Below are 26,023 nucleotides of genomic sequence, written 5' to 3' on the forward strand. Positions count from 1 at the left end.
TTCCTGATACGAACCCGCGGCTCGATGCGCGGCCTGTCGAGCGGACACGCGCGTGCCGCGTGCCGCGCCGGGGCCGATATCGACTCCGGTATTTGTTCGCTATTCGAACCTAGATTCGATTAGCGAACGATGGGCCGATCATAGAGTCGCGCACAGCGCGTTGTCAAGGCGGGTTGCCTCGGGGGCCGCTGCGTCGTCGAACGGCAAGCCGACGTAGTTTTCGGCGAGCGCCTGCGCGGCAGCCCGCGAGCGCGTCACGTATTTCAGCTCGGCAAACTTCAGGCGATTGACGAACGGCGAGTCTTCCGGCGACGAGTGCAGCATGTTCGTCATGAAGTACGAGAAGTGCTCGGCGCGCCACACGCGTTCGAGGCAGGTCGCCGAATACGTGTCGAGCGGCGTCGCGTCGCCGGTGCGGTAGCGCGCACCGAGCGCGCGGGACAGCGCACGGACGTCGGCCACCGCGAGGTTCATCCCCTTCGCGCCGGTCGGCGGCACGATGTGCGCGGCGTCGCCGGCGAGGAACAGGCGCCCGTGCTGCATCGTCTCGGACACGAAGCTGCGCATCGGCGTCACGCTTTTCTGCGTGATCCGGCCCTCGGTCGGCGTCCAGCCGGTGTCGTTCGAGAAGCGCGTGTGCAATTCGTCCCAGATCCGCGTGTCGGACCATTCGGTGAGGTCTTCGTCGGGCTTGCACTGCAGGTACAGGCGCGTGACCGTCGGCGAGCGCATCGAGAACAGCGCGAAACCGTTGTCGTGATGCGCGTAGACGAGTTCGTCGAGCGACGGTGCCGCGTCGGCGAGAATGCCGAGCCACGCGAACGGATAGACGCGCTCGAACGTGTTCAGCCGCTCGGCCGGAATCGTCTGGCGCGCGATGCCGTGGAAGCCGTCGCAGCCGGCGATGTAGTCGCAGTCGATGCGGTCTGCGCGGCCGTCGGCGTGCTTGAACGTGACGAACGGGTGCTCGCCTTCGACGTCGTGCAACGCGACGTCGCTCACGTCGAAGTGCATCGCGTGGCCATGCTCGACGCCGGCCGCGATCAGGTCGCGCACCACTTCGTGCTGGCTGTAGACGGTGATCGCGCGCCCGCCGGTGAGCGCGGACAGGTCGATGCGATGGCGCTGGCTCGAGAACAGCAGCTCAATGCCGTGGTGTTCGAGCCCTTCGCGGCGCATCCGCTCGCCGAGGCCGGCGTCGTTCAGCGTGTCGACCGTGCCCTGCTCCAGCACGCCGGCGCGGATGCGGTTCTCGCAGTATTCGCGCGAACGCGCTTCGACGAGGATGGAATCGACGCCTTGCAGGCGCAGCAGATGGGACAGCAAAAGGCCGGACGGGCCGGCGCCGATGATCGCGACTTGGGTGCGCATTGTTCGTCTCCTGAACATTAATTCGAATCGTCGAACACATTTGAGCGCTTTCCCGACTATGCGGCAACGCGATTCAGGAGATATGTTGTATACGTTTTGACGATACTGGCCTGGCGATGGATGCGCTCGATCTGAACCTCATTCCCTACCTCGTCGCACTCGACGACACGCGCAACGTGAGCCGCGCGGGCGACCTGCTCGGCGTCAGCCAGCCGCGCGTGAGTACCGCGCTCGGCCGGCTGCGCGAGTACTTCGGCGATCCGCTGTTCGTGCGCACGTCGCGCGGAATGGAGCCGACGCCGCGCGCGCTCGCGTTGCTGCCGGCCGCCCGCGACGCACTCGCGCAGATCGAGCGCGGCCTCGTCGCGCCGCACGACTTCGACCCGGCCGCGAGCACGCACACGTTCTCGATCGCGCTGTCGGACGTCGGCGAGATCGTGTTCCTGCCGAAGCTGCTGCAGGCGTTCGCGACGCGCGCGCCGTACGCGAACCTGCGCTCGGTCTCGCTCGCGCACGACGAAGTCGGACGCGGCCTCGAAGCCGGGACGATCGATCTCGCGGTCGGCTACTTCCCCGATCTCGACGGCAACAACTTCTTCCAGCAGCGGTTGTTCACACACCGGTTCGTGTGCCTGATGCGGCGCGGCCATCCGTTCGAACAGGCGCCGCCGTTCACGGTCGAGCAGTTCCTCGGGTGCGGGCACGCGGTGGTGCGGGCCGAAGGCCGCAGCCAGGAGGTGCTCGAGAAATATCTCGCGAAGCAGCGCATGCAGCGCCGCGCGGTGCTCGAGACGCCGCACTTCATGAGCCTGCCGTTCATCCTGAGCCGTACCGACCTGATCGCGACGGTGCCGCATGCGATCGGCTATGCGTATGCGGCCGAGCACGCGTTCATCGTGCCCGTCGAGCCGCCGCTCGCGCTGCCGCGCTTCGACCTGAAGCAGCACTGGCATCGCAAGTACCACAACGATCCGCGCACCGCGTGGCTGCGCGGCGTCGTCGCCTCACTGTTCAACGACGAGCAGGACGAATGGCCGAAGTGAGTGCCAGGCCTCTTTCCGCGAAGGACGGGCCCCAGGCCCCGCGCGCGCCCCGCGAAAGCATGAAACAATGCCCGGATTCCGCGCCGCCCCGGCGGCGGCATTCGATGGAGCAGATAGATGGGTAAAAAGAAGTCCGCGCGGCCGGAGCCGGCCGCATCCCGCCCGAGCCGTGAAGAAGCAGAAGACGCGGTTCGCGTGCTGTTGCGCTGGGCCGGCGACGATCCCGCGCGCGAAGGCCTGATCGACACGCCCGCACGTGTCGTGCGCGCCTATGAACAGTTCTTCGCCGGCTATGCGCTGGAGCCGCGCGACATCCTCGCGCGCACCTTCAGCGAAGTCGACGGCTACGACGAAATGATCGTGCTGAAGGACATCCGCTTCGAGAGCTACTGCGAGCACCACATGGTGCCGATCATCGGCCGCGCGCACGTCGCGTATCTGCCGAATCATCGCGTGGTCGGTATCTCGAAGCTGGCGCGCCTCGTTGACGCATTCGCGAAACGCCTGCAGATCCAGGAAAAGATGACCGTGCAGATCGCCGACACGCTGTTCGACGTGCTGCAGCCGAAGGGCGTCGGCGTGATCCTCGAAGCCGCGCACCAGTGCATCTCGACGCGCGGCGTGCACAAGCCGGGCGTCGAGATGGTCACGTCGCGCATGCTCGGCACGTTCCGCACCGATCCGTCGACGCGGCGCGAATTCCTGTCGATCGTCGCGAATCCTTCTTCAGTGAACCTGACGAATACGTAATGGCGCAGACGAAGCAAGCGGCGCATGCGCCCGTCGTGCTCGTGACCGGCGCCGCGCGCCGGGCCGGGCGCGCGTTCGCCGAGTATTTCGCCGCGCACGGCTATCGCACCGCGGTGCATTACGACCGTTCGGCCGATGCCGCGCAGGCAGCGGCCCGTGCGATTGCCGAGAGCGGACACGATTCAGTCGCGCTGCAGGCTGACCTGGCGGATGCCGCGCAGATCACCGCGCTCATCGACCAGGTGTATGCGTGCTTCGGGCGCCTCGACGTGCTCGTCAACAATGCGTCGGTATTCTGGCAGGACCATTTCCCGAGCTTCGACCTCGCGGCGTTCGACCAGGCGTGGGCCGTCAACTGCCGCGCGCCGATCCTGCTCACGCGCGCGTTCTACGAACGGGCCCGCGCGGCCGGCACGCAGGGTGTCGTCGTGAATGTGGTCGACCAGAAGATCAAGGAAAACTTTCACCGCGACCATTTCAGCTACACGGTCGCGAAGGCCGCGCTGGGCAACCTCACGCAGATGCTCGCGCTGTCGTCCGCGCCGGTGCTGCGCGTGAATGCGGTATTCCCCGGGCTGATGCTGCCGAGCGACGACCAGACGCAGGCCGACTTCGAACACGCGAGCCGCGCATCGACGCCGCTTGCGCGCATCGCGGGCCCCGACGACGTCGCGAGCGCGATCCTGATGCTGACGGGCAACGCGTACAACGGCGTGGATTTCGTCGTCGATGCGGGGCAGAACCTGATCCGTGTCGACCAGGACGTGCTGTACAAGCACCGCGCGCCCGACGGCAAGCACTGACCGGCGCGCGCGGCGGCGGCCGGCAACCGACGGCCGCGCGCCGCGTTACGGCTTGTCGGCGCTCCCGCCTTCGCGCACCTTGCCCTGCGCGACGCTCGTGCCGGGCGGCACGCTGTGCGTGAGCCACACGTTGCCGCCGATCACCGAGCCGCGCCCGATCGTCACGCGGCCGAGAATCGTCGCGCCCGCGTAGATCACCACGTCGTCCTCGACGATCGGGTGCCGCGCATTACCCTTGACCAGTGCACCTTCGCCATCGGCCGGGAAGCTCTTCGCGCCGAGCGTGACGGCCTGGTACACGCGCACGCGCTCGCCGATGATCGCCGTCTCGCCGATCACGACGCCCGTGCCGTGGTCGATGAAGAAGCTCGGGCCGATGTGCGCACCCGGGTGGATGTCGATGCCGGTGGCCGAGTGGGCGATTTCATTGATGAATCGCGCGAGCAGCGGCACGCCGAGCCGGTGCAGCGCATGCGCGAGCCGGTGATGCATCATCGCCAGCACGCCCGGGTAGCACAGCAGGATCTCGGTGATGTGCTGCGCGGCCGGATCGCCCGCATACGCGGCCTGGATGTCGCTGACGAGCAGCGCGCGCACCGCCGGCAACTGCCGGCCGAATTCGCGCGCGATTTCGAACGCGCGTTCGTCGAGCTCGGCGAACGGCGTATCGACATGCTCGGGCAGGAACGGCAGCGCACGGCGGATCTGTTCGGACAGGATGCGCAGCGTGCTTTCGAGCGTGTGGCCGACGTAGAAGTCGACGCTTTCATCGGTCAGGTCCGGTGCGCCGTAGTGCGTCGGAAACATCGACGCGCGCAGGCCGGTCACAATCTTGCAGATTGCATCGCGCGACGGCAGTTCGCGGATGCCGCGCGGATGGCGCGTGCGATGGAGTTCCTCGCGCGACTCGCGCAAGCCGGCAACGATTTCTTCAAGGCCCCACTGACGGGCGGGTGATGTCGACATATGCCAATGCAGGCGGCCGCGCTCGGTCGCACGGCCGCTAATAAAGTGACGGGTTCCGCAAGATTACCGCGTTTTTTGTCCGGGAGCGGCACACCGGGAATCGGCCGGACGGCCGATGGCGCCGACGCGCGGCGGCGTCAGATCGTGATGCTGCTCGCGTCGATCCAACGCACGGCCCAATCGCGTGCGTGCGCGATTGCGTCGCCTTCGTCGTTGAACTGGAGCTCGATCGGAAAAAACCGGTTCGCAACGAGTTCCCCGTCGCTCGATCGGGAGATCACGACGTAGGGTTTGAACGAACCGTCACTGGCGCGCGCGGGCGCGCAGTTCAACAGATAACCGCGGTGCGTGAAGGCAGTAGTCGCTTGCATGAATCCGCCACCTCTAGTCCCTTGATTTGTTGTTCACTACCCGTCTTTAAGGGTGCTGCGGCCCCCCGGCGCGGGCAGAGGCGGCGCGACTGAATCCCCTGTCGCCGCTTCGCAGGAAAAGAATCATACTCTGTAGAAAACGCGTCTTCTAGCTGAAATAAATCATGACAAATCAGTGCGCGTCGCGCGACCGCGGCGATCGCCCGCGCGCCTTTTCCCGTCACGCCCGGAACGGGATTTGCTTCGATCCGGAACGCTTCGCCGCGAGGAGAGCCGCGATGGAATCATCCGGTCAAACCGATCGTTCGCGTCCCCGCAGCATCGAGCTCGACAACGACGACACGCACGACAGCACGGTCGATACCGACGGCAAGAACCGCGAGGCGGCGCGCCTCGCCGGCGGCGGGCCGATCTCGCCCGACGAAATCACGCGCAGCAACGCGTCGCTCGTCAATGCGATGCCGGAAGCCGGCGACGGTTTCGCCGGTTTCGACAGCCGCCCCGGCGGCAATCATCCGGCGTTCGCGCTGCGTGCCGGCTACATGGTGATCGAGAAGGGCTTCGACGCGCCACCGCCCATGAGCGACGCGCTGTTCGGCCCGGTCCACCGGATGTACGGCAGCGCGTACTGGCCCGGCCACCAGCGGCGTCCGGAGCGCGTATTCGAGCTGACGGCCGTGCCGAGATAGCCGGCGCGGCGTTTGAATCGATCGTTCGTTTGCGAACCGGTATCGGCCAACAGCCGATGGCTGGGGATCGGCGTACGCGCTCGTGTGCCGACCGGGTACCGGCAACCGCACGATGCACGAACGAATGATTCCGCGCAGCGGCACCGGCGACGCCATGCACGTCGTGAATCGCACTGACGCACATGCGTTGATCGAGGTCATGTCGAAACGGCGCGGTTGCGATTGAATGTCGATGCGGGTGACGCATCCGCGTGACTGTCGTGTCGATGCGGTCGGTATGCGCGTCATGTGCGGCGATGCATGTGCATGTGCATGTGCATGTGCGACACGCGACACCGATGCGCGCGCGTGCCTTCCCGCCGACGATGCAGGCGACAGCGACCACCACGCCGCGCGACACGCGACACGCGACATGCGTGACGCGTCACGCGGCGCAGCATGCGCCAAGTGCATCGCTCACCGCCGCGCGGCACGACCGGCACCTCACTGCAAAGTCCCGGCCATTGGTTTACTCTGCCTCGCAGCATTGCGCATTGCCCATCCCGATCGGCCATCCGGCCGACTTCGCTTCAACCCGCCACTCGGAGACACTATGTACAAGCGTATTCTGGTTGCCGTCGACGGCAGCGACACGTCCCGCCATGCGTTCGATGCCGCGCTGGCACTCGCGAAATCGCACGGCGCCGAGCTGCAACCGTTCTACGTCGTCGAGAACGCCGCGATCTACTACAACGTTCCCGGCTACGATCCGTCCGTGCTGCGCGACCAGCTCGTCGCGCAGGGCAACGCGCTCGCGAAGGATTTCACCGCGCTGATGCAGGCAGCGGGCGTGAAGGGCGAGACGAAGCTGAGCGAAGCGACGTCGCTCAACGACGTGTCGTCGCTGATCCTCGACGGCGCGAAAGCGTTCGATGCCGATCTGCTCGTGCTCGGCACGCACGGCCGCCGCGGGTTCCGCCGTCTCGTGCTCGGCAGCATCGCCGAGCAATGCGTGCGCCACGCGACGCTGCCCGTGCTGCTGATTCCGGCGGCTGCCAACGTCGACGAACCGGCCGCGTAAGCGGCGTTCGGCATGCGCGGGCGGTCGCGACGTTTTGTCACCCGACAGCGGCAAGTTGCGGTGGGACAATGATTCCGTCGATTCAACGCCGGAGTAAACGATCATGCTGACGCCCGTCGCCACACGTCCCGCCGCCACGCCTCATGCCGGTAGCTGGGCTCCTCGCCAGGCCGCGCACTGCTCGACGTGCGCAATGCGGCACCTGTGCATGCCGCAGGGCCTGGCACCCGAAGCGCTCAGTCGCCTCGAGTCGGTCATCTGCGCAGCGCGCCCCGTCAAGCGCGGCGAAGCACTGTTCCGCGAAGGCGACGCATTCGACAACCTGTACGCAGTGCGCTCGGGTTCGCTGAAAACCGTCGCAACACGTCACGATGGCCGCGAGCAGGTCACGGGCCTGCACCTCGCCGGCGAAGCGCTCGGCCTCGACGGCATCTGCGACGACACGCATCCGCGCACCGCGGTCGCGCTGGAAGACAGCTCGGTCTGCGTGATTCCGTACAGCGCACTCAAGACGCTGTGCTCGGAAGCCGGTTCAATGCAGTTGCGCATGCACAAGCTGATGAGCGAACAGATCGTGCGCGAAACGTCGCAAACGATGCTGCTCGGTTCGCTGAATGCCGAAGAACGTGTCGCCGCGTTCCTGCTCGATGTGTCGTCACGCTACCTGAAGCGCGGTTACTCGCCGTCGGAATTCAACCTGCGGATGACGCGCGAAGACATCGGCAGCTACCTCGGCATGACGCTCGAAACGGTCAGCCGCACGCTGTCGAAATTCCAGAAGCGCGGCCTGATCGAAATGCAGGGCCGCCACGTCCAGATCGTCGATTTCGACGGTTTGCATCACGTCTGACGTGATGCCGCACGGCGCGCGCATCTCGCGCGCCGCGTGCGTCACGCAATCGGTCAATCGAGAAACAGTGCGGCGCGTGCCTTCAGCGCCGCACTGAAATCGTCGAGCCAGCCGATCGACAAGCGCCAGCTCTGCCAGTAAAGGTCGATGTCGATCGTTCGCCCGCGCGACATGTCGACCAGTTCGCCCGCCGCCAGTTGGCGGTCGACCATCCGGTCCGGACACATTCCCCATCCCAATCCCGTTTCGCATGCACGCAGGTAGCCTGCGACGTGCGGTATCCAGTGCTGCGGCGGATCGAGATCCGCGCGCGTCACGCGCCGGATGAAACGCGCCTGCAGCCCGTCCTTCGGATTGAACATCACGCACGGCGCGCGGCGCAGCGCATCGCGCGTGATGCCCGCGCCAAAGTAGCGTTCGTAGAACGCCGGCGAGCACACCGCGCGATAGCGAATGCGCCCCAGTCGCTCCGACCTGCATCCCTGGATCGGCTCGGCCTGTGCGGTCACCGCGCCCTGCACGCTGCCGTCGCGAATGCGCGAAGCGGTGTAATCCTGGTCGTCGATCACGAGGTCGAGCAACGTTTCGCGCTCCGTGCAGAACGGCCCGACCGCGTCGATGAACCACGTCGCGACGCTGTCGTCGTTGACGGCCACGCGCAACGTCGGCCACGCGCTCGCGATCTGGCCCGGCAGCGCCGGCATCCGGCCGCCCAGCTCGGCCTCGAGCAGCTGCACGCGCTCGGTATGCCGGCACAGCAGCGCACCCGACGTCGTCGCGACGCACGGCTGCCCGCGCTTGACGAGCACGCTGCCGACCCGCTCCTCCAGCAGTTTCACGCGCTGCGACACGGCCGACGCGGTGACATTCAGCTCCTTGGCCGCCCGCTCGAACGAGCCGTGCCGGATCACGGCCGCGAGGGCATCGAGCAACGCGTAGTCGAGCATTAGATTTCCTTAATCTGCATTAGGTGAATTAGCTTCTCTTATTTTCATGCTGACCGCAGACTAGCGCTACCCGATTCATCCGTCTACTACTCCCACTGCTGTCACCCACCATGAACTGGCTCGCTTTTTCCCACGGCGCCGCACTCTGCGGTTCACTTATCGTCACCATCGGCGCGCAGAACGCATTCGTGCTGCGGCAGGGCATCATGCGCTCGCACGTCGGCAAGATCGTGCTGCTGTGCGCGCTGTCCGACATGATCCTGATCGGCGCGGGCGTCGGCGGCGCATCGGTGCTCGTCGAACGCTATCCGACCTTTGTCCACGCGGTGCTGTACGTCGGCCTCGCGTATCTCGCGTGGTTCGGCATCAACGCGCTGCGCCGCGCGTTCAAGCCGGGCCACGAAACGCTCGACGTGCGCGGCGACGCGGTTGCGCCGCCGCCGCAGAGCGGCCTGGCTATCGTGCTGATGACGCTCGCGTTCACGTGGCTCAACCCGCACGTGTATCTCGACACGTTCCTGCTGATCGGCACGGCCGGCGCACGCGAGCCGGAAGGCGCGCGGCTCGCGTTCGCGATCGGCGCGATGTCGGTCAGCCTCGTGTGGTTCCTCGGGCTCGGCTACGGTGCGCGACTGCTCGCGCCGTGGTTCCGCAAAGCGGTGGCGTGGCGCGTGCTCGATGGTGCGATCGGCAGCATGGTGCTGTTTCTCGCGGCCGTGCAGTTGCGCTGACCTGCTCACCGTCGCACGGGCGGCCGCTTGCCGCCCGTCGTCCCGCCCGCTCCGGCGCAATGCCGGAGCATCCGCCCTCCCGCCCGCCTCCCTCCGCACTCCGTTCCGCGCCCCGTCGCGCCAGCCGCGACAAATAATCGGTTCCCGATCGAACGCAGCCACGCGAAACACTCACGCAACGGATGGCGTGTCCGTCATCCGCGTCAAACCGTCCGCCATCGCGACGGCGCGCTGACTGCACGAATCGAAGCGATCGGCGAGAATGTCCGGCGTCCCGCGACAACGGCGTGACCACGCCACGTACCTCGTCGTCTCGCCGTAGTCGTCTCGGCCCATCCCGCAGTTCCATTCCGTCACCCCGCAGAAATCGGAGCAGAACATGGCACTACGCACCCTCGGCACGTCGAACATCCAGGTTTCGCCGCTCACGTTCGGCGGCAACGTCTTCGGCTGGACCGTCGACGAGAACACGTCGTTTGCGCTGCTCGACGCGCTCGCCGATACCGGCATCAACTTCATCGACACGGCCGACGTCTATTCGGCCTGGGCCCCCGGCAACAGTGGCGGCGAATCGGAAACGATCATCGGCAAGTGGCTCAAGCGTTCCGGCAAGCGCGAGCAGGTCGTGATCTCGACCAAGGTCGGCCTGCTGGCCACGCGCGCAGGGCTGACCCGCGACAACATCCTGAAGGCCGCCGACGATTCGCTGCGCCGCCTGCAGACCGACTACATCGACCTGTATTTCTCGCACAGCGATCTCGCCGATACGGCCCCGCTCGAAGAAACGCTCGGCGCCTATCAAACGCTGATCGACGCGGGCAAGGTGCGAATCATCGGCGCATCGAACTACAGCGGCGCACGCCTGCGCGAAGCGGCCGACATCAGCAAGCGCGACGGCCTGCCCGCGTACCAGGTCATCCAGCCCGAATACAACCAGCTCGACCGCGCCGACTACGAACGCGATCTCGAACCGGTCGTGCGCGACCTGAAGCTCGGTGTCGTCAACTACTACGCGCTCGCGAGCGGCTTCCTGTCGGGCAAGTACCGCAGCGAGGCCGACCTGAAGAAGAGCGTGCGCGGCGATCGCGTCGCCGGGTATCTCAATGAGCGCGGGCTGCGCATCCTCGCAGCCCTCGATGCGGTGGCCGAGAAGCACGGCACGCAACCGGCCGCGATCGCGCTCGCCTGGCAGATCGCACGGCCGACGATCACCGCGCCGATCGCCAGCGCGACGTCGCTGGCGCAGCTGGAATCGCTCGGCGAAGCGATCCGCGTTCAGCTCGATCAGGACGATATTCGCCGGATCGATGAGGCCAGCGCGGGCTGAAGTCGGTGGCGGGCCGGTCGATCGGATCGCGCCATGCGCGCGGTTCCGCGACCGGCCTGCGTCATGTGCGCGCCCTTGCCGCCGCATTCGCGGAGGCGGGCAATCCGTGAGTGCAGATGGATACAATGGCGTGCGCCCGGGCGGCCCGCCGCACGGCTCGACGCGGCCCCGGACCGATATCCGTGACGGCCAGGCCTACACCACGCACATACACCGCCCATGTCCCGGAACACTCGTCGCACCCGCTACGCTCCCCCGTTCGTCGCCATGCTCGCCGTGTTGTTCGCGTGCGCGCCGGCCGCGTCTTACGCAGGCTGGTACGAAGTCACGAACTACACCGGCACGATCGGCAATGCACCCGTCCACGTCTCGCTGCAGACCTACGACGCCATCAACCACAACGACGCGGGCCGCTGGCGCGTCGACGGCAGCTACTACTACGACGCGCATCGCAGGCCGATCACGCTGCAGGGCCACCGCGAGCCCGACGGCCGCGTGACGCTGTGCGAAGCATCGCCGCCCGCCTCGAACGCCGACTCGCCGGTCGTGCCGGCCGCATCGCCATCGCGGCCGAAGCCCTGCCCGATCACATTGAACGTCGCCGGTAAAACGGCAACCGGCGTCTGGGACGACGGCCGCAAGACACTCCCGATCACGCTGAACGAAGTCGGGCGGTTGAACGACAACGATCAGGATCACCTCCAGCTCAACGGCACAGTCGATATTCCGATGTGGTATCGCACGAAGACCCACATGCTGGTCGGTGTCTATGCGCTGTCCGACAAGTGCGGCATTGCGATGCAGTCGCTGCGGGCCGTGAACATCGCGACGGGCCGCATCGACCGCACGATCCCGCTCGACTGCGACGCGGGAATGGTGATGACGTCGATCTACGCCAACGTCGCCGACGCGCGGCGGGCCGGCTACGTCAGCGTCGAGTACCGCGGCGGCAAGATGGGTTACGAGCAGGACGTGTCGCTCGGGCTGACGTCGTCCTCGTCAAGGTAAGCCGGCGGCACCTGTCTCACATGCGTCGCGAAATGCACACCACATAGCCGAAAACCGCCATCGCGTTTTGACCGGCACGGCCGCTTGTGTTGACTCAGACGGACATTGATCGCGCTTGCAGCCACAGCGCCCCACTGCAAGCGCGTCACACGCCCGTCCCCGGTCTTTCACGGATTGACCGCGCCGTTCGACCTGCCCGAGACTGCGCCGCTCAGGCGGTCATTGGGAGAACGTCATGCCGGACACCAGCACGGAGATCGCCACGATCTCGACGCGTGCCGTACGCGGCCACGAACGCGTGGACTTCTGGGTCGACCATGTCGCGCGCACGCTCGTGCGGATCGAATGCAGCGGCAAGTCGTCCGAAGGCATCGACGCGTCGCTGCGCAAGCGCGATCTCGGGCTGTTCGGCGCCTGCGACATCGTCGCGAACCGGCACGCGGTCGTGCGCACGTCGCACAACATCCATGCGGACCAGCGCGACGCCGTGTTCATCTGCCTGATGCACGCAGGGCAAGGCTATACGTTCCAGGACGTCGACTGCATGCAGCACGGGCCCGGCGACCTCGTCCTCTACGACACGTCGATGCCGTACGGCCACGGCTTTCCCGCCGACATGGCGATGACCGTGCTCGACGTGCCGCGCGACGTGTTCGAGGCGCGCGTCGGCCCGTGGCGCTACCGCAGCCTCGTCAAGATCGACCGGGACGACGGCGTCGCATCGTGGGCCGTGCGGCAGGTCTATGCGCTGCTCGCCGCGCCACCGGAGCCGACGTCCGACGCCCGCGAACGGCGCGCCGCCGCGATCCTCGATCTCGTGCAGTCGATGCTGCGGCTGCGCGACGGCGACGCGTCGCCGACCAAGTCGACCGTCCACACGCTGTCGCGCGCCAAGGCGTTCATCGACAGCCATCTCGCCGACGACGATCTCGACAGCCAGTCGGTGAGCCGCGCGATCAACCTGTCGCCGCGCCAGCTCGCGCGCGTCTTCGAAATCGAAGGGATGCCGCTCACGCGCTACATCCTCGCGCGGCGGCTCGAGCGCTGCCGCGCCGACCTGCGCGACCGGTCGCTGAAGCACCTGACGGTCAGCGAGATCGCGTTCCGATGGGGCTTCAACAACAGCGCGCACTTCAGCCGCAGCTACCGCGCGCGCTTCGGCGAGACGCCGAGCGATACGCGCGCGCCGGCGCCGGCCGACGCGCGCTAGTCCGCAATCTGCCACCCACCATCCGCCGCCGTGTCCCTGCGAGGCAAGCACGGCGTCCGTCCCGGTCAAATGGGGCCGCATAGCGGTCGCTAAGCTGGCTTCCTGCGCGGCGGCACTCGTTCCGCCGCCCGACAGCAAGGAGAAGAAGCGGGATGGAGACGTACGACCATATCGTCGTCGGCGGCGGTTCGGCCGGCTGCACGGTCGCGCACCGGCTGGTGAAGGCCGGCAGGCGCGTGCTGCTGCTCGAGGACGGCCCGAAGGACGACAGCCTGTTCATCCGGATGCCGGCGACGTTCATCCGCGTGCTCGGCACGCGGCGCACGGTCACGTTCGAGAGCGAGCCGCAAGCCGGTGCGGCGGGCCGCAAGACCTATGTGCCGCAGGGCCGCACGCTCGGCGGCGGCAGTTCGGTCAATGCGATGCTGTACGTGCGCGGCACGCGCGACGACTACGACGACTGGGCCGCGCTCGGCTGCACGGGTTGGGGCTGGGACGACGTACTGCCCGTGTTCAAGCGCGCCGAATCGCACCTGCGGCTCTCCGAGCCGTTTCACGGCACCGACGGGCCGCTGAAGGTCGGCGACACGCGCTTCCGCCATCCGCTGAGCCTCGCGTTCGTGAAAGCCGCGCAGGAAACCGGCATCGCGTACAACGACGACTTCAACGGCGCCGCGCAACATGGCGTCGGCTTCTACCACACGACGATCTTCGACGGGCAGCGCGGCAGTACCGCGGCCACCTATCTCGCCGACGCGATCGGCCACCCGAACCTGCGCGTGCTGACCGGCTGCCGCGTCACGCGCATCCGGTTCGACGGCCAGCGCGCGAGCGGTGTCGAATGGCGGACGGAAAGCGGCGCGACGGGTTCGGCCGCCGCGCGCGCCGACGTCGTGCTCGCGGCCGGCGCGCTAAGCACGCCGAAGCTGCTGATGCTGTCGGGCATCGGGCCCGGCGCGCACCTGCACGCGCACGGCATCGACGTGCTGCACGACAGCCGCGACGTCGGCGCGAACTACCAGGATCATCTCGAAGTCTCGATCTACGGCCGCAGCCACGCGCCCGTCAGCCTGCTGGGCGAGGATCGCGGGCTGAAAGCGCTGCGGCACGGGCTGCAGTGGATGCTGTGCCGCACGGGCCTGCTGACGTCGAACGTCGTCGAATCCGGCGCGTTCGTCGACACGACCGGCAGCGGCCGCCCGGACATCCAGTTCCACGTGCTGCCGACGCTCGTCGGCGACGTCGACCGCGAGCCACTGCCCGGCCACGGCCTGTCGATCAACCCATGCCTGCTCAGGCCGCGCTCGCGCGGCTCGGTGCAACTGCGCGGCAACGATCCGGCCGCACCGATCCTGTTCGACAGCGGCGCGTTGTCCGACCCGGCCGATGTCGACGGCCTCGTGCGCGGCGTCGCGCTCGCGCGGCAGATCATCCGTGCGCCGTCGCTCGCACGCATCGTGCGCGAAGCCGAGACATTGACCGACACGGCACTCGCCGACTATGTGCGGCATCGCGCGAAAACCGTCTATCACCCGGCCGGCACCTGTCGCATGGGCAACGACGCGCATGCGGTCGTCACACCGCGCCTCGCTGTGCAAGGTGTCGACGGATTGCGGATCTGCGATGCGTCGGTGATGCCGCGCATCGTGTCCGGCAACACGAACGCGCCGACGATCATGATCGCGGAGCGCTGCGCCGAGTTCATGCTCGCGGAGTAACGCGATACGGCGACGCGCGTGCACGGCTGTTCAACAGCCGCTGAAAAGCAAAACGGCGCGTGAAACACGCGCCGCCGCTCCATCCGCATCACCTGCCGCAATCAGCTCCCATCCGCCCGCGCCGCGTCGCGCAGCGCCATCGGCGACGCACCATAGCGCTCACGAATCGCACGACTGAAGTGCGCCTGGCTCGAAAATCCCCAGCGGAACGCGATTTCGCCGACGCTCGTCTTGCGCAGCCGCGCATCGGTCAGCTCGCGATGCGCATGCGACAGCCGCTCCGACCAGATGTGCTGCGTGATCGACTCGCCTTCGGCCGCGAAGAGCCGGCCCAGATGCCGCAGCGACAGCCCGACCGCGTCCGCGACGGCCTGCGGCGCGAGTTCCGGGTCGCCGAGATGCGTCGCGATGTACTGCTTCGCGGTCAGCAGATACGACAGCGACGCGCGCGAAGCACCCGCACCGTTCACCTCTGCATCGATGAGCTCGGCGATCAGCGTGCGCGTGTGTTCGGCGAACCGCGTGGCGTCATGCTCGACCGGATCCTTCATGAAGCGCTCGACGCTCGCGCGCAACGTCGCACCGAGCATCGCGCCCGCGCCCGGCTTCGGCGCGATCCGCAGCGGCAGCGCGGCCAGCTCCGCATCGAGCCGGTCGTCGAACGTCGTGATCGGAATATCGATCAGCAGCTGCCGCATCGGTGTCAGGAATCCGAACAGATAGGGCACGCGCGTGTCGTAGACGACGACATCGCCGGCGTCCGCGAGCAGGCAGCGGTCCCGCTGGATGAAATACGCGCGCCCGCTCAGGATCTGGCACGCAAACAGCGACTCCTTCGGCAACTGGCGCACCAGCGCGGGGCTGCGCTCGATCACGTGATCCTGGCCGCTGATGTCCGCGATGCCGAGGCCCGGCAGCGCGATATCGGTCTTCTCGACCTCGAGCCCGGCCGGCGACAACGACGAGCAACGCAGCCCGACCAGCGTCGCCGCATTGAACGCGTCCCAGTACGCCATCCTGTCGCGCACCGGCACGTCGGCCGTCGAGCCTCGCGTGCGGGAAAAAACGGTCGAATTCGTCACGTCGCCTCCTGCGGGCGCCTGTCGTGCGGAGCAGCACGGATTGGGGGATGGTTCGTCTGGATTCTGGTGCGATGCAATGTCCGGCGCGGTCAAGCAATTCGTCCAGCCCAGTCAAGAGCGGCGCGCACCGGCTGGCTAAAGTCGAGCCCACGACAACTCATACACCAGGAGACAAACCGTGGTCGACAAAGCCGTAGCCGAATTCTGGCAAAACATCCCGCCGATTGCCAATCCGTTCAAGCCCGATGCGCTGCCCGAAGCGTACATCGCGAACGCGGCCACCGACGACGATCGCTATTACGTTCCGTTCACCGAAACGGTTTCGTCACGGCCGCTGTGGATTTCGCCGTCGCAGAACAAATGGTGCGACATCCTGATGGCGAAGGAAGCCGGGCTCGTGAACCGGCACTATCACCCGCACGAGGTGTTCGCTTACACGCTGTCAGGCAAGTGGGGTTATCTGGAGCACGAATGGACCGCGACGCGCGGCGATTTCGTGTACGAGACACCGGGCGAAGGCCACACGCTCGTCGCGTTCGATCACCCGGAGCCGATGCGCGCGTTCTTCATCGTCAAGGGGCCGCTGATCTGGCTCGACGAAGCCGGCAACCCCGACGGCTACTTCGATGTGCACTCGTACATCGCGATGTGCAAGGCGCATTACGAGAAGGTCGGCCTCGGCGCGCAAGCGATCGAGAAGCTGTTCCGCTGACGCGCGCCGAGGCTCACCATGACATCTCCTTCCTCCCCCCGATCCGCCTGGACGTACGAGAACCGGCTGCTGCTGATCCTGTTCATGACGTTCGGCTTCGTGTTCTTCGACCGCCTCGCGCTGTCGTTCCTGTTCCCGTTCATGTCGGCCGAGCTGCACCTGACGAACACGCAGCTCGGCATGGTGTCGTCCGCGCTCGCGCTCACGTGGGCATTGTCCGGTGCCGCGACGGGCGCGTGGTCCGACGCGCGCGGCACGCGCAAGCCGCTGCTGATCGCGGCCGTGCTCGGCTTTTCCGTGTGTTCGGCGCTGTCGGGGCTCGTCGGCGGCTTCGCGAGCCTGATCGCGTTCCGCGCGCTGATGGGCATCGCCGAAGGCCCCGTGCTGCCGCTGTCGCAATCGCTGATGGTCGAAAGCTCGACGCCGAGCCGCCGCGGGCTGAACATGGGCCTGCTGCAAGGCTCCGCCGCCGGCCTGCTCGGCGCGATGATCGGCCCGCCGGTGGTCATCGGCATCGCAACCGCGTACGGCTGGCGCGAGGCGTTCTACGTGTCGTGCGTTCCGGGCTTCCTGATCGCGTTCTGCATCTGGCGCTGGGTGCGCGAAGTGCCGCCCGGCGGCGTGCGGCACGCGCAGGCCGATACCGCCGGCACGCCGGCCGCGAGCGGCGCGGCAGTCAGCCGCTGGGCGTTGCTGAAGGAACGCAACATCCTGCTCTGCATGCTGATCAGTTGCTTCTTTCTCACGTGGTTCATCGTGATCATCTCGTTCGCGCCGGTGTTCCTCGTGGAAAGCCGCCACCTGTCGCCGTCCGACATGGGCGTCGTGATGACCTGCCTCGGCGCCGCGTGGGTGTTCTGGGGCTTCGCGGTGCCGGCGATCTCCGACCGGATCGGCCGCAAGCCGACGATGATCGCGTTCGCACTGATCGCGGCCGTGTGCCCGATCGTGCTGATCCATGCCGGCTCGCTGTGGGTGCTCTGTGCGCTCGTGTTCGCCACCTACACGGGCCTCGGCTGCTTCACGCTGTTCATGGCGACGATCCCCGCCGAAACGGTGCCGCCGCGCGCGATCGCCAGCGCGCTCGGCCTGATCATGGGCGCGGGCGAGTTGATCGGCGGCTTCGTTGCGCCGACCGTCGCCGGCTTCGCGGCCGACAAGTACGGCTTGCAGTTCGCGATGTGGACGTCGGCCGCCGGCGCGATCCTCGCATGCGTGCTGTCGTTCGGCCTCGTCGAAACCGCGCCCGCCGTGCTGCGCAAGCGCGCGCTCGCCGGCTCGGCCGCGAGCCGTCTCGATGCGCAAAACCTCGGAGGTCGCTGACATGCGAGCACTTCAATGGCATGGCCCGCGCGACGTCCGTCTCGTGGAAATCGACACGCCGCGCGTCGGCCCAGGCGACGTGCGCATCGCGGTCGCGTATTGCGGGATCTGCGGCAGCGACCTGCACGAATATGCGGACGGCCCGCACGCGATCCCGGTCGACACGCCGCATCCGCTGTCTCGCCGTACCGCGCCGCTGACGCTCGGCCACGAGTTCTGCGGCACCGTCGTCGAAGTCGGCGAAGGCGTGACGGCGCTGCGCGCGGGCGATCGCGTCGCGGTCGAGCCCGAGTATCGCTGCAGCCAGTGCGCGTACTGCCGCTCGGGGTCGTACAACCTGTGCGTGTCGATGGGCTTCGCCGGGCTGATGGGCGACGGCGGCATGGCCGACTTCGCGGTCGTGCCGGCGTACATGCTGCATCGCTTGCCCGACGGCGTGAGTCTCGAACAGGCCGCGGTGATGGAGCCGGCGGCCGTCGCGCTGCACGCGTTGCGGCGTGGCGAGCTGCGGCTCGGCGAAACCTGTGCGGTGTTCGGCCTCGGGCCGATCGGCCTGTTGCTGATCATGCTCGCGAAGCTGCAGGGCGCGACCACGATCGTGGCTGTCGATGTCTCGCCCGAACGGCTCGCGGCGGCCACGCGCTTCGGCGCAACGCATACGTTCGATGCACGCGCACTCGGTGCATCCGCACTGCAGGACGCGATCCGCGCGGCCACGGGCGGGCTCGGCGTCGATGCGAGTTTCGAAGCGGCCGGGCTGCAGACAACGTTCGAATCGGCGATGCACGCGCTGCGCAAGGGTGGACGCATCGTGATGGTCGGCCTGATGCCGCATGCGGGCTTCGACGCGTTCCGCGCGGTCAACGACGAGCTGACCTTCACGGCGAGCGTCGGCTACCGGCATGCGTACGAAGACCTGCTGCGCATCGTCGCGTCGGGTGCGCTCGACCTCACGTCGATCGTCACGCGCACCGTGTCGCTCGAAGACGCCGTCGCCGACGGCTTCGACGCGCTGCTCGCCGACCGCGCGCAGATCAAGATCCTCGTTTCACCCGCGCAACGGCCTCCCCGTCGCGCGCACACCATCGGGAGCATCGAGCATGAGTCGTCAGTGGGCGTTTGAGGGCCAGTCCGTCGTCGTGACGGGCGGCACGTCGGGTATCGGTGCGCGCACGGCGATGCGGTTCGCGCAGGCCGGCGCGTCGGTCGTCGCGCTCGGGCTCGACGCGGCCGGCCCGCACGCACCCGTGCATGCGGGCATCCGCTGCGTGGAACTCGACGTGACCGACAGCGACGCGCTGACGCGCACGATCGCGGCGCTGCCGCGGCTCGACGTGCTCGTCAACGGCGTCGGCATCAGCCGGCACGCGGACGAATACCGGATGGACCAGTTCGAGCTCGTGCTGAACGTGAACCTGACGTCGGTGATGCGGGCCTCCGACGCCGCACGGCCGGCACTGTCGGCGCACGGCGGCAGCATCGTCAATGTCGCGTCGATGTACACGTACTTCGGCAGCAAGGACCGCCCCGCGTACAGCGCGAGCAAGGGTGGCATTGCGCAGCTCACGCGCTCGCTCGCGCAGGCGTGGGCCGATCGCGGCATCCGTGTGAACGCGGTCGCGCCCGGCTGGATCGACACGCCGCTCAGCAGCGGCCTGAAGGCCGACATGCAGGCATCGCGACGCATTCTCGAACGCACGCCGCTCGGGCGCTGGGGCACGGCCGACGAAGTCGCGGACGTGATCCTGTTCCTGTGCTCACCCGGCGCATCGTTCGTGACCGGCGCGGTCGTGCCGGTCGATGGCGGGTATTCGACGGTCTAGCCCGCAGCTGAACGGGCATCGGCAGACACGCGATTTCTGCCGATGCCCGTCACATACCGATTTCCTTCGGTTACCCCTGAACCGGGATTCTTCCGGTTCGGCTTTGTTCATATCAATCAGTAGTCCAATCAAAAATATCCGATCCGATCGGAAACATGTGAGGAGCACATTGGAGATGACGAAAAAGACCCTTCTGGCGCTCGCGGCATGCGCCATTCCCGCCGCATCGTTCGCGCAGAGCAGCGTGACGATGTTCGGGCTGATGGATGCCGGTATCAGCTATGTCAGCAATCAGGGCGGCCACGGTGCCGCGAAGTTCGACGACAACATCTTCTTCCCGAACCTGCTCGGTTTCGAAGGCAAGGAGGATCTCGGCGCGGGCACGCGCGCGATCTTCCGGCTCGTCAACCAGTATTCGCTCGGCAACGGCTCGATCATCGGCGGCGGGCTGTTTGCGCGCCAGGCCTATGTCGGCGTGGAAAACGACCGCTACGGCAAGCTGACGCTCGGCAACCAGTACGAGCTCATGGTCGATTCGCTGGCCGCGAGCGGCAACGAGATCGCGCAGGATCTCGTCGGCCTGTACGGCTTTCGCAACGGCCCGTTCGACAAGCTCGCGTTGCCGAACAATCCGACCGGCGCATTCGACTGGGATCGCGTCGCGGGCAGCAATCGCGTCGCGAATTCGGTCAAGTACACGAGCCCGTCGCTGTCGGGCCTGACCTTCGGTGCGTTGTACGGTTTCGGAAACTTCGCGGGGTCGGTCGGCGCGAACAACACGGTCAGCGTCGGCGCGAGCTACGACAACGGTCCGTTCGGCGCGGGCGCGGCCTATACGAACCAGAAGTACGGCGCGACGGACGGGCTGCCGCCTACCAGCGTACGCAACTGGGGCGCGGGCGTGCACTACACGCTCGGCACGGTCACGGGGAAAGCGCTCTTCACGACGGTGCGCAACGCGCAGAACGGCGCGGGCGCGTGGTCGGCGGAAGCCGGCGCCGCGTGGCGACCGTCACCGGCGTGGGTGATCGGCGCGAGCTACACGTACATGAAGGGCAACGACACACTCGACAACGCGCACGCGCACCAGTTCCTGGCCGCCGTCCAGTACTGGCTGTCGAAACGCACGATGGTGTATGTGGCCGGCGTGCATCAGCGCGCGAGCCACGGCAGCAACGCGCAGATCAATGGCGTGATGGATGCGAACGGTGCGTCGAGCGGCGCGCTGCAGTCGATCGCGCGGGTCGGGTTCAGCACGCGGTTCTGAAGGAAGAGGGAGCGGCTCCCCATGGTTCCGGTCGAGCGTGCATCGACCGGAACCATCGGCTCAAAACTTGTGCCGTATGCCGATCGACGCGGAAATCTGCTGCCGCGAACTCGATGGCGAGTTGTAATAGATCTGCGCGTACTGCGCGTCCCCTGCGGCCTTCTGGAAGATGCCGACCAGAAAGAGATCGGTGCGCTTCGACAGGAACCAGTCGATGCCGGCATCCACCTGGTGCCATTTCGGTGACTTGCCGGTCGGTTGATAGCGACCGGTCGTGTAGATGTAGCCCATACCGATCAGGACGGTCGGCGACAGGAAATCGGTCACCGTCAATTCGTAGTTGGTGAGCCTGAGCCGCGACTGGTCGACGTAGTCGAACAGCACGTGGGTGAGCATCAGCGAGACCTTTGCGGGGCCGAGCGCATAGGATCCGCCGATACCGGCCATCTGCTGCTTGTCGACGCCCGCGCCCGTCGCACTCGTCGCGAACGGCGACGTGAATCCGTAGTCGCCCGACACGGCCCCTGACGGGTTCGCCGCATCGTTCGGCCGGTTGACCGCGTGATAGGCGATGCCGGCACTCAACGGCCCGTTCGCATAGGTCAATCCGGCATTGAAGTCACGGTTGACGGAAAAGCCGCCCGCCATGTTCGACAGCGCATACGCCGACAGCAACCGGAAACCCGCCACCTCGGGGCTCTTGTACTGGACCGTATTGTTCACGCGGAACGTCGGGAAAATGTTGTCGCTGTCGCCGATCGGCGGCCCGTAGGTCGCAAACTGCACGGCCGCCTCGTATGGCGCGAGCGTCTGCGCCATGGTATCGATCTGGCGGCCGAACGTGAGCTGGCCGAGCCGTTCGTTGGCGAGGCCCACGAACGCTTGCCGCCCGAAGAGACGCCCTCCCTGGCCCAGCGTGCCTGTCGACAGGTTGAAGCCGTTTTCCAGCGTGAAGATCGCGCGGTTGCCACCGCCCAGATCCTCCTTGCCGGTGATCCCCCATCGCGGCGCCTGCTGGACCCCGCTCGCCAGTTGCCACTGCCGATGCCCGCCAGCATTGCTGGTGACCATGACGCCCTCCGACAGCAATCCGTACATCGTCACGCTGCTTTGAGCATGCCCCGCTCCAGCCAGCACCAGAAACAGGCAAGGCCATGCCAGACGCTTTTTCATTCGATTCCCCGAGCAAGAAGGTTGACGCCGCATTTCGTTAGGATTCCGTCGAAACCATATAATTTATAAATTTATGTGTCTATATAAAATATGGAATTCTTGCAAAACCTGCGGTTTTCCCTATAAATTGGGCGCCTGCATATACTTTTGGGACGAATCCGGTCGCAGCGGGCGACGGTTCAGGAACGGGACATGGTGCAAAGAGCGCAAACACCGCAACGCGCGGGGGCCGATACGCCGAAAGCCACACTTTCGGAGCAGGCCTACGAATACCTGCAGAACGACCTGCTATCCGGTGCCTTTCCGCCGGGAGAAAAGCTCAAGCCGCAGACGCTTCAGGAACGCTATGGCGTCGGCATCAGCCCCATTCGCGAAGCGCTGATGCTGCTCAGTTGCGACGGGCTCGTGACGAACGAGGGCCAGCGCGGCTTCAGGGTTGCCGAAGCGTCACGGGACGATCTGCTCGACATCCTCGAGGCGCGCAAGAAAATCGAAGGCGAACTGCTTGTCGACGCGATCAAGCATGGCGACGAGGAATGGGGTGCGCAGATCACCGCAGCCTTCTACAAGCTGGTCCATACGCCGCTACCCGCCCCCGACGACATCCAGGCGGCAAATCGCTGGGAACTCGCCCATCGACGCTTCCACGCATCCCTGATCAGCGCCGCCCGCTCAGCGTGGCTACGTCGCATCGACGAACAACTCGTGCGGCATTCCGAGCGCTACCGCCGCATGCGCTTCACCGCACCGCTTCCAAAGGAAGCGCTCGCTCGCGACATCGTCAGGGAACACCAGGAGTTGATGGAAGCCGTACTGGATCGCGACGCACCGCGCGCGCGCAAGCTGCTGCTCGCGCACATCGACGAAACCGCACAGGTTGTCGCGCAACTGCTGCCCTGATCCGGCGTAGCGCGATCGCGACGAGCGCTCGCCTCGAGCGCCTGTCAGGCTGCCGAGTGGGGCGTCGGGTCGAGCTTGCGGCCCGGCACACCGGGAAACGGCAGGATCGTGGCAAGCACGGCCGCTGCCGCGATGCTGCCGGCCATGAAGAACAGCGCATTGGAGAAGTCGGGCGAGTGCCCACGAATCCAGCCGATCGCATAAGGCCCGATGAAGCCCGACAGGCCGCTGATGGTGTTGACCAGCGCCAGCCCGCCGGCTGCGGCCCGACCGGTCAGGAACGACGACGGGATCGACCAGAAGACGCTTAGCGAAGCGCCGATTCCGACCATCGCAACGCAGACGAATGCCAGTTCCAGTGCAGCCGAGTGAACGAGTGCGCTTGCCAGCAAGCCGAGGCTGCCGACCGCCAGCGGAATCGCCAGATGCCAGCGGCGCTCACGAGTCCTGTCCGAATGCCGGCCATTGAGCACCATCGCAATCGCGCCGAGCAGGAACGGCAACGCGCTCAGCATGCCAACCTGGATCGTCGACATCGCCGCCATCTGCTTGACGATCTGGGGCAACCACAGCGTGATGCCGAAGAAGCCCGTTCCGACCAGCAGATAAAGCATCCCCAGCAGCCAGACGATCGGTTCCCGCATCGCCACGCCCAGCTTCTCGGTTCCCAGCGATGCCGCGGCTTCACGATCGCGCTGCATCGTGTCGACGAGCCATTCGCGCTCCGGCGCCGACAGCCACTTGGCATGCTCCGGTTCGTCCGACAGGAAAAAGTACGCGAACACGCCGAGCGCGACAGCCGGCACCGCCTCGAGGATGAAGATCCATTGCCACCCGGCCAGGCCGGCGACGTCCCCCATCGACAGAATCGCCGCCGATAGCGGCGCGCCGACCACGACAGCGATCATGTTGGCCGACATCACCTGCCCGATCGCGCGGGCCCGCTGCTCCGCCGGAAACCAGCGGGTCAGGTAATAGAGCACGCCCGGCAGGAAGCCTGCCTCCGCCACGCCGAGCAGGAAGCGGATCGCCACGAAGCTCGTCGCGTTGAAGACGAACGCCTGCAATGCGGAAACGATGCCCCAGGTCACGATGATGCGTGCCAGCCACAGGCGGGCGCCGAAGCGCTGCAGCGCCAGATTGCTCGGAATCTCGAACAGGATGTAGCCGATGAAGAAGATGCCCGCGCCAAAGCCGTAGAGCTCAGGCGTGAAATGAAACGTCTTCGTCATGTCGAGCGCCGCGAAGCTCACGTTGACCCGATCGAGGAAATTCACGAGCCACAGCACGAACAGCAACGGCACGATCTTGAGTGTCACCTTGCGCATGGTGCCTACGGCAACCGCCTGAACCATCGTCGTCTCCTGACTTGTTTGTCATCCCCGCGAATCGCCTGCCCGCGAAGACGGATGCGCTGCTGCCGCGTTGCGCGACGGCGGTCATCCGATGTGGCGCATTGTTGGTCGGTCAATAACCACCGTCAACATAAATTTTGTTCTTTTTATAAATTTCAGGCTGCTCTATGATGTCCGGCATGCTAACCAACCGGTGCGCGGCGGCCCGCCGTCGCCGGCACGATAACCATGAGGAGACCCATTGATCCCGTCGCCTTTTCAACTGGATGCGCAGATGCCGCTGCCGACGGCCGAAGCGGAAAACTATGCCCGCACCGCACTGTCCTGGGCGCAGGACGTCCCCGCCGGCATCGCTTGCGAGCGGAATGTCAGCTACGGACCGAGCCGCCTCCACCGCTACGACGTTTTCCACGCGAGTCACGCCGACAAACCGCCGGTCGTCATCTTCTGGCACGGCGGCGGCTGGACGAACGGCTACAAGGAGTGGGGGCACTTCATGGCGGAGCATGTCGTCCGCCTCGGTGCAACGCTCGTCCTGCCCGACTACCGCCTCGCGCCCGAAAGCCGGATGCCCGCCGCGTTCGACGACTGCGCACTGCTCCTGCGCGCGCTGGCTGCATCGCCGGGCTTCGCGGGCGACCTGCAGCAGGTCTACGTCGCGGGGCATTCGGCCGGCGGTCATCTGGCCGCATTGACGGCGTTGCGCCTGGGCGGGCGCAACGACGCGATCAATGGCGGCGTGACGATACGAGGATGCGCACCGATCAGCGGAATCATGGATCTGGCACATCCGTCCCCGCCGGCAGGCAGCCTGGAAGCACGGGTGTACGACATGGTGCTCGGCGATGCGGACGACGATGGCCTCTTCAGTCCCGTCTGCTGGACCGCCGGTAATACGGTGCCGTTCGCACTGAGCTACGGGGAGCACGATTCGGAACGCGTGATCCGGTCGAATCGGCGGCTGGCGAGCCTGCTGGCCTGCCAGTCGGCCCCGGTCGTGTGTCGCGAAGCACGCGACTTGAACCACTTTGAAACACATCTCGCGCTGCGAGATCCGGATTGCGACTGGTACGCGATGCTCGACGGCCTGATGCGGGGGAACGTGCAATGAAGGAAGTCATCGATACCGGCCTGCCATCGCTCGGCCAGCCGTTCTCATGGGCGGTACGCGCGGGCAATCTGGTGTTCACTGCGCATGGCCCGGTCCGGTCCGACGGCAGCGTCGACACGGGACCGATCGAGGATCAGGCACGACTGACCTTTTCCAATCTGGCGCAAACGATGGCCGCCGCTGGCGGCTCGCTCGACGACGTCACACAGGTGCAGATCCAGATGACCGATGTCGACAGCATGCCGATCATCGACAACGTCTACCGGGAATATTTCCGCGCCCCCTATCCCAACCGATCGAGCGTGGTCGTCAAGGCGCTCGTCGTGCCGGGCATGGGCATCGAGATCGTGGTCAATGCCGTGCTGCCGGGTTGACGCGATCCGGGCACGATGTGCGCGTCGTCACCGTATGAAGCGGCCGATCGTACGAATCG

Annotated in this window: 26 protein-coding genes; 19 read left to right on the forward strand and 7 right to left on the reverse strand. The window is 66.5% G+C overall.

Features of this window, described 5'->3' with window-relative positions; translation table 11 throughout:
• Window positions 1-138: 138 nt before the first annotated feature.
• Window positions 139-1,371 (reverse strand): 4-hydroxybenzoate 3-monooxygenase, encoded by a 1,233-nt coding sequence (locus tag BCEP18194_RS38325; RefSeq protein ID WP_011356718.1) that lies wholly within the window; start codon window positions 1,369-1,371, stop codon window positions 139-141.
• Between the two features lie 116 nt (window positions 1,372-1,487).
• On the opposite strand from BCEP18194_RS38325, the gene BCEP18194_RS38330 reads away from it, so the two are divergent.
• From BCEP18194_RS38330 to BCEP18194_RS38340, 3 genes are all read left to right on the forward strand, one after another.
• A complete protein-coding gene (locus BCEP18194_RS38330) occupies window positions 1,488-2,414 on the forward strand; it encodes a LysR family transcriptional regulator (RefSeq protein WP_011356719.1) in 927 nt (308 codons plus the stop codon).
• Window positions 2,415-2,531: 117 nt separating this feature from the next.
• Window positions 2,532-3,164, forward strand: coding sequence for a GTP cyclohydrolase I FolE (gene folE / locus BCEP18194_RS38335; RefSeq protein ID WP_011356720.1), 633 nt, complete (start codon window positions 2,532-2,534; stop codon window positions 3,162-3,164).
• The gene (locus tag BCEP18194_RS38340) at window positions 3,164-3,967 is read left to right on the forward strand and encodes an SDR family oxidoreductase (protein ID WP_011356721.1); all 804 of its coding nucleotides are present in this window, start codon (window positions 3,164-3,166) and stop codon (window positions 3,965-3,967) included. The genes folE and BCEP18194_RS38340 overlap by 1 nt, the downstream gene beginning before the upstream one ends.
• A 45-nt stretch (window positions 3,968-4,012) precedes the next feature.
• Here BCEP18194_RS38340 and epsC read toward each other — a convergent pair whose 3' ends face one another.
• Together epsC and BCEP18194_RS38350 are read right to left on the reverse strand one after the other, a co-directional pair.
• On the reverse strand, window positions 4,013-4,933 hold the full coding sequence (gene epsC, locus BCEP18194_RS38345; protein WP_011356722.1) for a serine O-acetyltransferase EpsC: 921 nt from the start codon (window positions 4,931-4,933) through the stop codon (window positions 4,013-4,015).
• Between the two features lie 137 nt (window positions 4,934-5,070).
• A complete protein-coding gene (locus BCEP18194_RS38350) occupies window positions 5,071-5,304 on the reverse strand; it encodes a hypothetical protein (protein WP_011356723.1) in 234 nt (77 codons plus the stop codon).
• 278 nt (window positions 5,305-5,582) lie between these two features.
• Between BCEP18194_RS38350 and BCEP18194_RS38355 the strand changes: the two genes are divergently transcribed.
• The 3 genes from BCEP18194_RS38355 to fnr all read left to right on the forward strand — a co-directional run bounded on the left by BCEP18194_RS38355 (window position 5,583) and on the right by fnr (window position 7,903).
• A complete protein-coding gene (locus BCEP18194_RS38355; RefSeq protein WP_011356724.1) occupies window positions 5,583-5,993 on the forward strand; it encodes a DUF3005 domain-containing protein in 411 nt (136 codons plus the stop codon).
• Between the two features lie 592 nt (window positions 5,994-6,585).
• Window positions 6,586-7,053: a universal stress protein gene (locus BCEP18194_RS38360; RefSeq protein ID WP_011356725.1), complete on the forward strand. Its 468-nt coding sequence runs from the start codon at window positions 6,586-6,588 to the stop codon at window positions 7,051-7,053.
• Window positions 7,054-7,156: 103 nt separating this feature from the next.
• Window positions 7,157-7,903 carry a fumarate/nitrate reduction transcriptional regulator Fnr gene (gene fnr / locus BCEP18194_RS38365; protein ID WP_011356726.1) on the forward strand — a complete coding sequence of 249 codons (747 nt, stop codon included), beginning with the start codon at window positions 7,157-7,159 and terminating at the stop codon, window positions 7,901-7,903.
• Between the two features lie 53 nt (window positions 7,904-7,956).
• Here fnr and BCEP18194_RS38370 read toward each other — a convergent pair whose 3' ends face one another.
• Complete coding sequence (locus BCEP18194_RS38370; RefSeq protein ID WP_011356727.1) at window positions 7,957-8,850, reverse strand: LysR family transcriptional regulator ArgP; 894 nt, start codon at window positions 8,848-8,850, stop codon at window positions 7,957-7,959.
• 110 nt (window positions 8,851-8,960) lie between these two features.
• On the opposite strand from BCEP18194_RS38370, the gene BCEP18194_RS38375 reads away from it, so the two are divergent.
• The 5 genes from BCEP18194_RS38375 to BCEP18194_RS38400 all read left to right on the forward strand — a co-directional run bounded on the left by BCEP18194_RS38375 (window position 8,961) and on the right by BCEP18194_RS38400 (window position 14,844).
• Window positions 8,961-9,581: a LysE/ArgO family amino acid transporter gene (locus BCEP18194_RS38375; protein WP_011356728.1), complete on the forward strand. Its 621-nt coding sequence runs from the start codon at window positions 8,961-8,963 to the stop codon at window positions 9,579-9,581.
• Between the two features lie 379 nt (window positions 9,582-9,960).
• Complete coding sequence (locus BCEP18194_RS38385; protein ID WP_011356729.1) at window positions 9,961-10,908, forward strand: aldo/keto reductase; 948 nt, start codon at window positions 9,961-9,963, stop codon at window positions 10,906-10,908.
• A 219-nt stretch (window positions 10,909-11,127) separates the two neighbouring features.
• The gene (locus tag BCEP18194_RS38390; RefSeq protein ID WP_011356730.1) at window positions 11,128-11,916 is read left to right on the forward strand and encodes a hypothetical protein; all 789 of its coding nucleotides are present in this window, start codon (window positions 11,128-11,130) and stop codon (window positions 11,914-11,916) included.
• A gap of 235 nt (window positions 11,917-12,151) precedes the next feature.
• Complete coding sequence (locus BCEP18194_RS38395) at window positions 12,152-13,126, forward strand: helix-turn-helix domain-containing protein (protein ID WP_011356731.1); 975 nt, start codon at window positions 12,152-12,154, stop codon at window positions 13,124-13,126.
• Window positions 13,127-13,278: 152 nt separating this feature from the next.
• Complete coding sequence (locus BCEP18194_RS38400; RefSeq protein ID WP_011356732.1) at window positions 13,279-14,844, forward strand: GMC family oxidoreductase; 1,566 nt, start codon at window positions 13,279-13,281, stop codon at window positions 14,842-14,844.
• Window positions 14,845-14,945: 101 nt separating this feature from the next.
• Here BCEP18194_RS38400 and BCEP18194_RS38405 read toward each other — a convergent pair whose 3' ends face one another.
• The gene (locus BCEP18194_RS38405; protein WP_011356733.1) at window positions 14,946-15,926 is read right to left on the reverse strand and encodes a helix-turn-helix domain-containing protein; all 981 of its coding nucleotides are present in this window, start codon (window positions 15,924-15,926) and stop codon (window positions 14,946-14,948) included.
• Between the two features lie 178 nt (window positions 15,927-16,104).
• Between BCEP18194_RS38405 and BCEP18194_RS38410 the strand changes: the two genes are divergently transcribed.
• From BCEP18194_RS38410 to BCEP18194_RS38430, 5 genes are all read left to right on the forward strand, one after another.
• Complete coding sequence (locus tag BCEP18194_RS38410) at window positions 16,105-16,638, forward strand: 2,4'-dihydroxyacetophenone dioxygenase family protein (protein ID WP_011356734.1); 534 nt, start codon at window positions 16,105-16,107, stop codon at window positions 16,636-16,638.
• Window positions 16,639-16,656: 18 nt separating this feature from the next.
• The gene (locus BCEP18194_RS38415; protein ID WP_011356735.1) at window positions 16,657-17,961 is read left to right on the forward strand and encodes an MFS transporter; all 1,305 of its coding nucleotides are present in this window, start codon (window positions 16,657-16,659) and stop codon (window positions 17,959-17,961) included.
• A gap of 1 nt (window position 17,962) precedes the next feature.
• On the forward strand, window positions 17,963-19,084 hold the full coding sequence (locus BCEP18194_RS38420; protein ID WP_011356736.1) for a 2,3-butanediol dehydrogenase: 1,122 nt from the start codon (window positions 17,963-17,965) through the stop codon (window positions 19,082-19,084).
• The gene (locus BCEP18194_RS38425; RefSeq protein ID WP_011356737.1) at window positions 19,062-19,784 is read left to right on the forward strand and encodes an SDR family NAD(P)-dependent oxidoreductase; all 723 of its coding nucleotides are present in this window, start codon (window positions 19,062-19,064) and stop codon (window positions 19,782-19,784) included. The genes BCEP18194_RS38420 and BCEP18194_RS38425 overlap by 23 nt, the downstream gene beginning before the upstream one ends.
• 175 nt (window positions 19,785-19,959) lie before the next feature.
• Entirely contained in the window at window positions 19,960-21,051 is a 1,092-nt protein-coding gene (locus BCEP18194_RS38430) for a porin (protein WP_011356738.1), read from the forward strand.
• A 60-nt stretch (window positions 21,052-21,111) separates the two neighbouring features.
• Here BCEP18194_RS38430 and BCEP18194_RS38435 read toward each other — a convergent pair whose 3' ends face one another.
• Entirely contained in the window at window positions 21,112-22,224 is a 1,113-nt protein-coding gene (locus tag BCEP18194_RS38435) for a porin (protein WP_011356739.1), read from the reverse strand.
• A 147-nt stretch (window positions 22,225-22,371) separates the two neighbouring features.
• Here BCEP18194_RS38435 and BCEP18194_RS38440 point away from each other — a divergent pair, with 147 nt between their 5' ends.
• Complete coding sequence (locus tag BCEP18194_RS38440; protein WP_244273055.1) at window positions 22,372-23,124, forward strand: GntR family transcriptional regulator; 753 nt, start codon at window positions 22,372-22,374, stop codon at window positions 23,122-23,124.
• Window positions 23,125-23,168: 44 nt separating this feature from the next.
• On the opposite strand, the gene BCEP18194_RS38445 is transcribed toward BCEP18194_RS38440, so the two are convergent.
• On the reverse strand, window positions 23,169-24,479 hold the full coding sequence (locus tag BCEP18194_RS38445) for an MFS transporter (protein ID WP_011356741.1): 1,311 nt from the start codon (window positions 24,477-24,479) through the stop codon (window positions 23,169-23,171).
• 274 nt (window positions 24,480-24,753) lie between these two features.
• On the opposite strand from BCEP18194_RS38445, the gene BCEP18194_RS38450 reads away from it, so the two are divergent.
• Window positions 24,754-25,590 (forward strand): alpha/beta hydrolase, encoded by an 837-nt coding sequence (locus tag BCEP18194_RS38450; RefSeq protein ID WP_041493431.1) that lies wholly within the window; start codon window positions 24,754-24,756, stop codon window positions 25,588-25,590.
• Window positions 25,587-25,964, forward strand: coding sequence for a RidA family protein (locus BCEP18194_RS38455; protein ID WP_011356743.1), 378 nt, complete (start codon window positions 25,587-25,589; stop codon window positions 25,962-25,964). Before BCEP18194_RS38450 ends, BCEP18194_RS38455 begins: the two co-directional genes overlap by 4 nt.
• Window positions 25,965-26,023: the final 59 nt, after the last annotated feature.

The organism is Burkholderia lata, assembly GCF_000012945.1.
Taxonomy (GTDB): domain Bacteria; phylum Pseudomonadota; class Gammaproteobacteria; order Burkholderiales; family Burkholderiaceae; genus Burkholderia; species Burkholderia lata.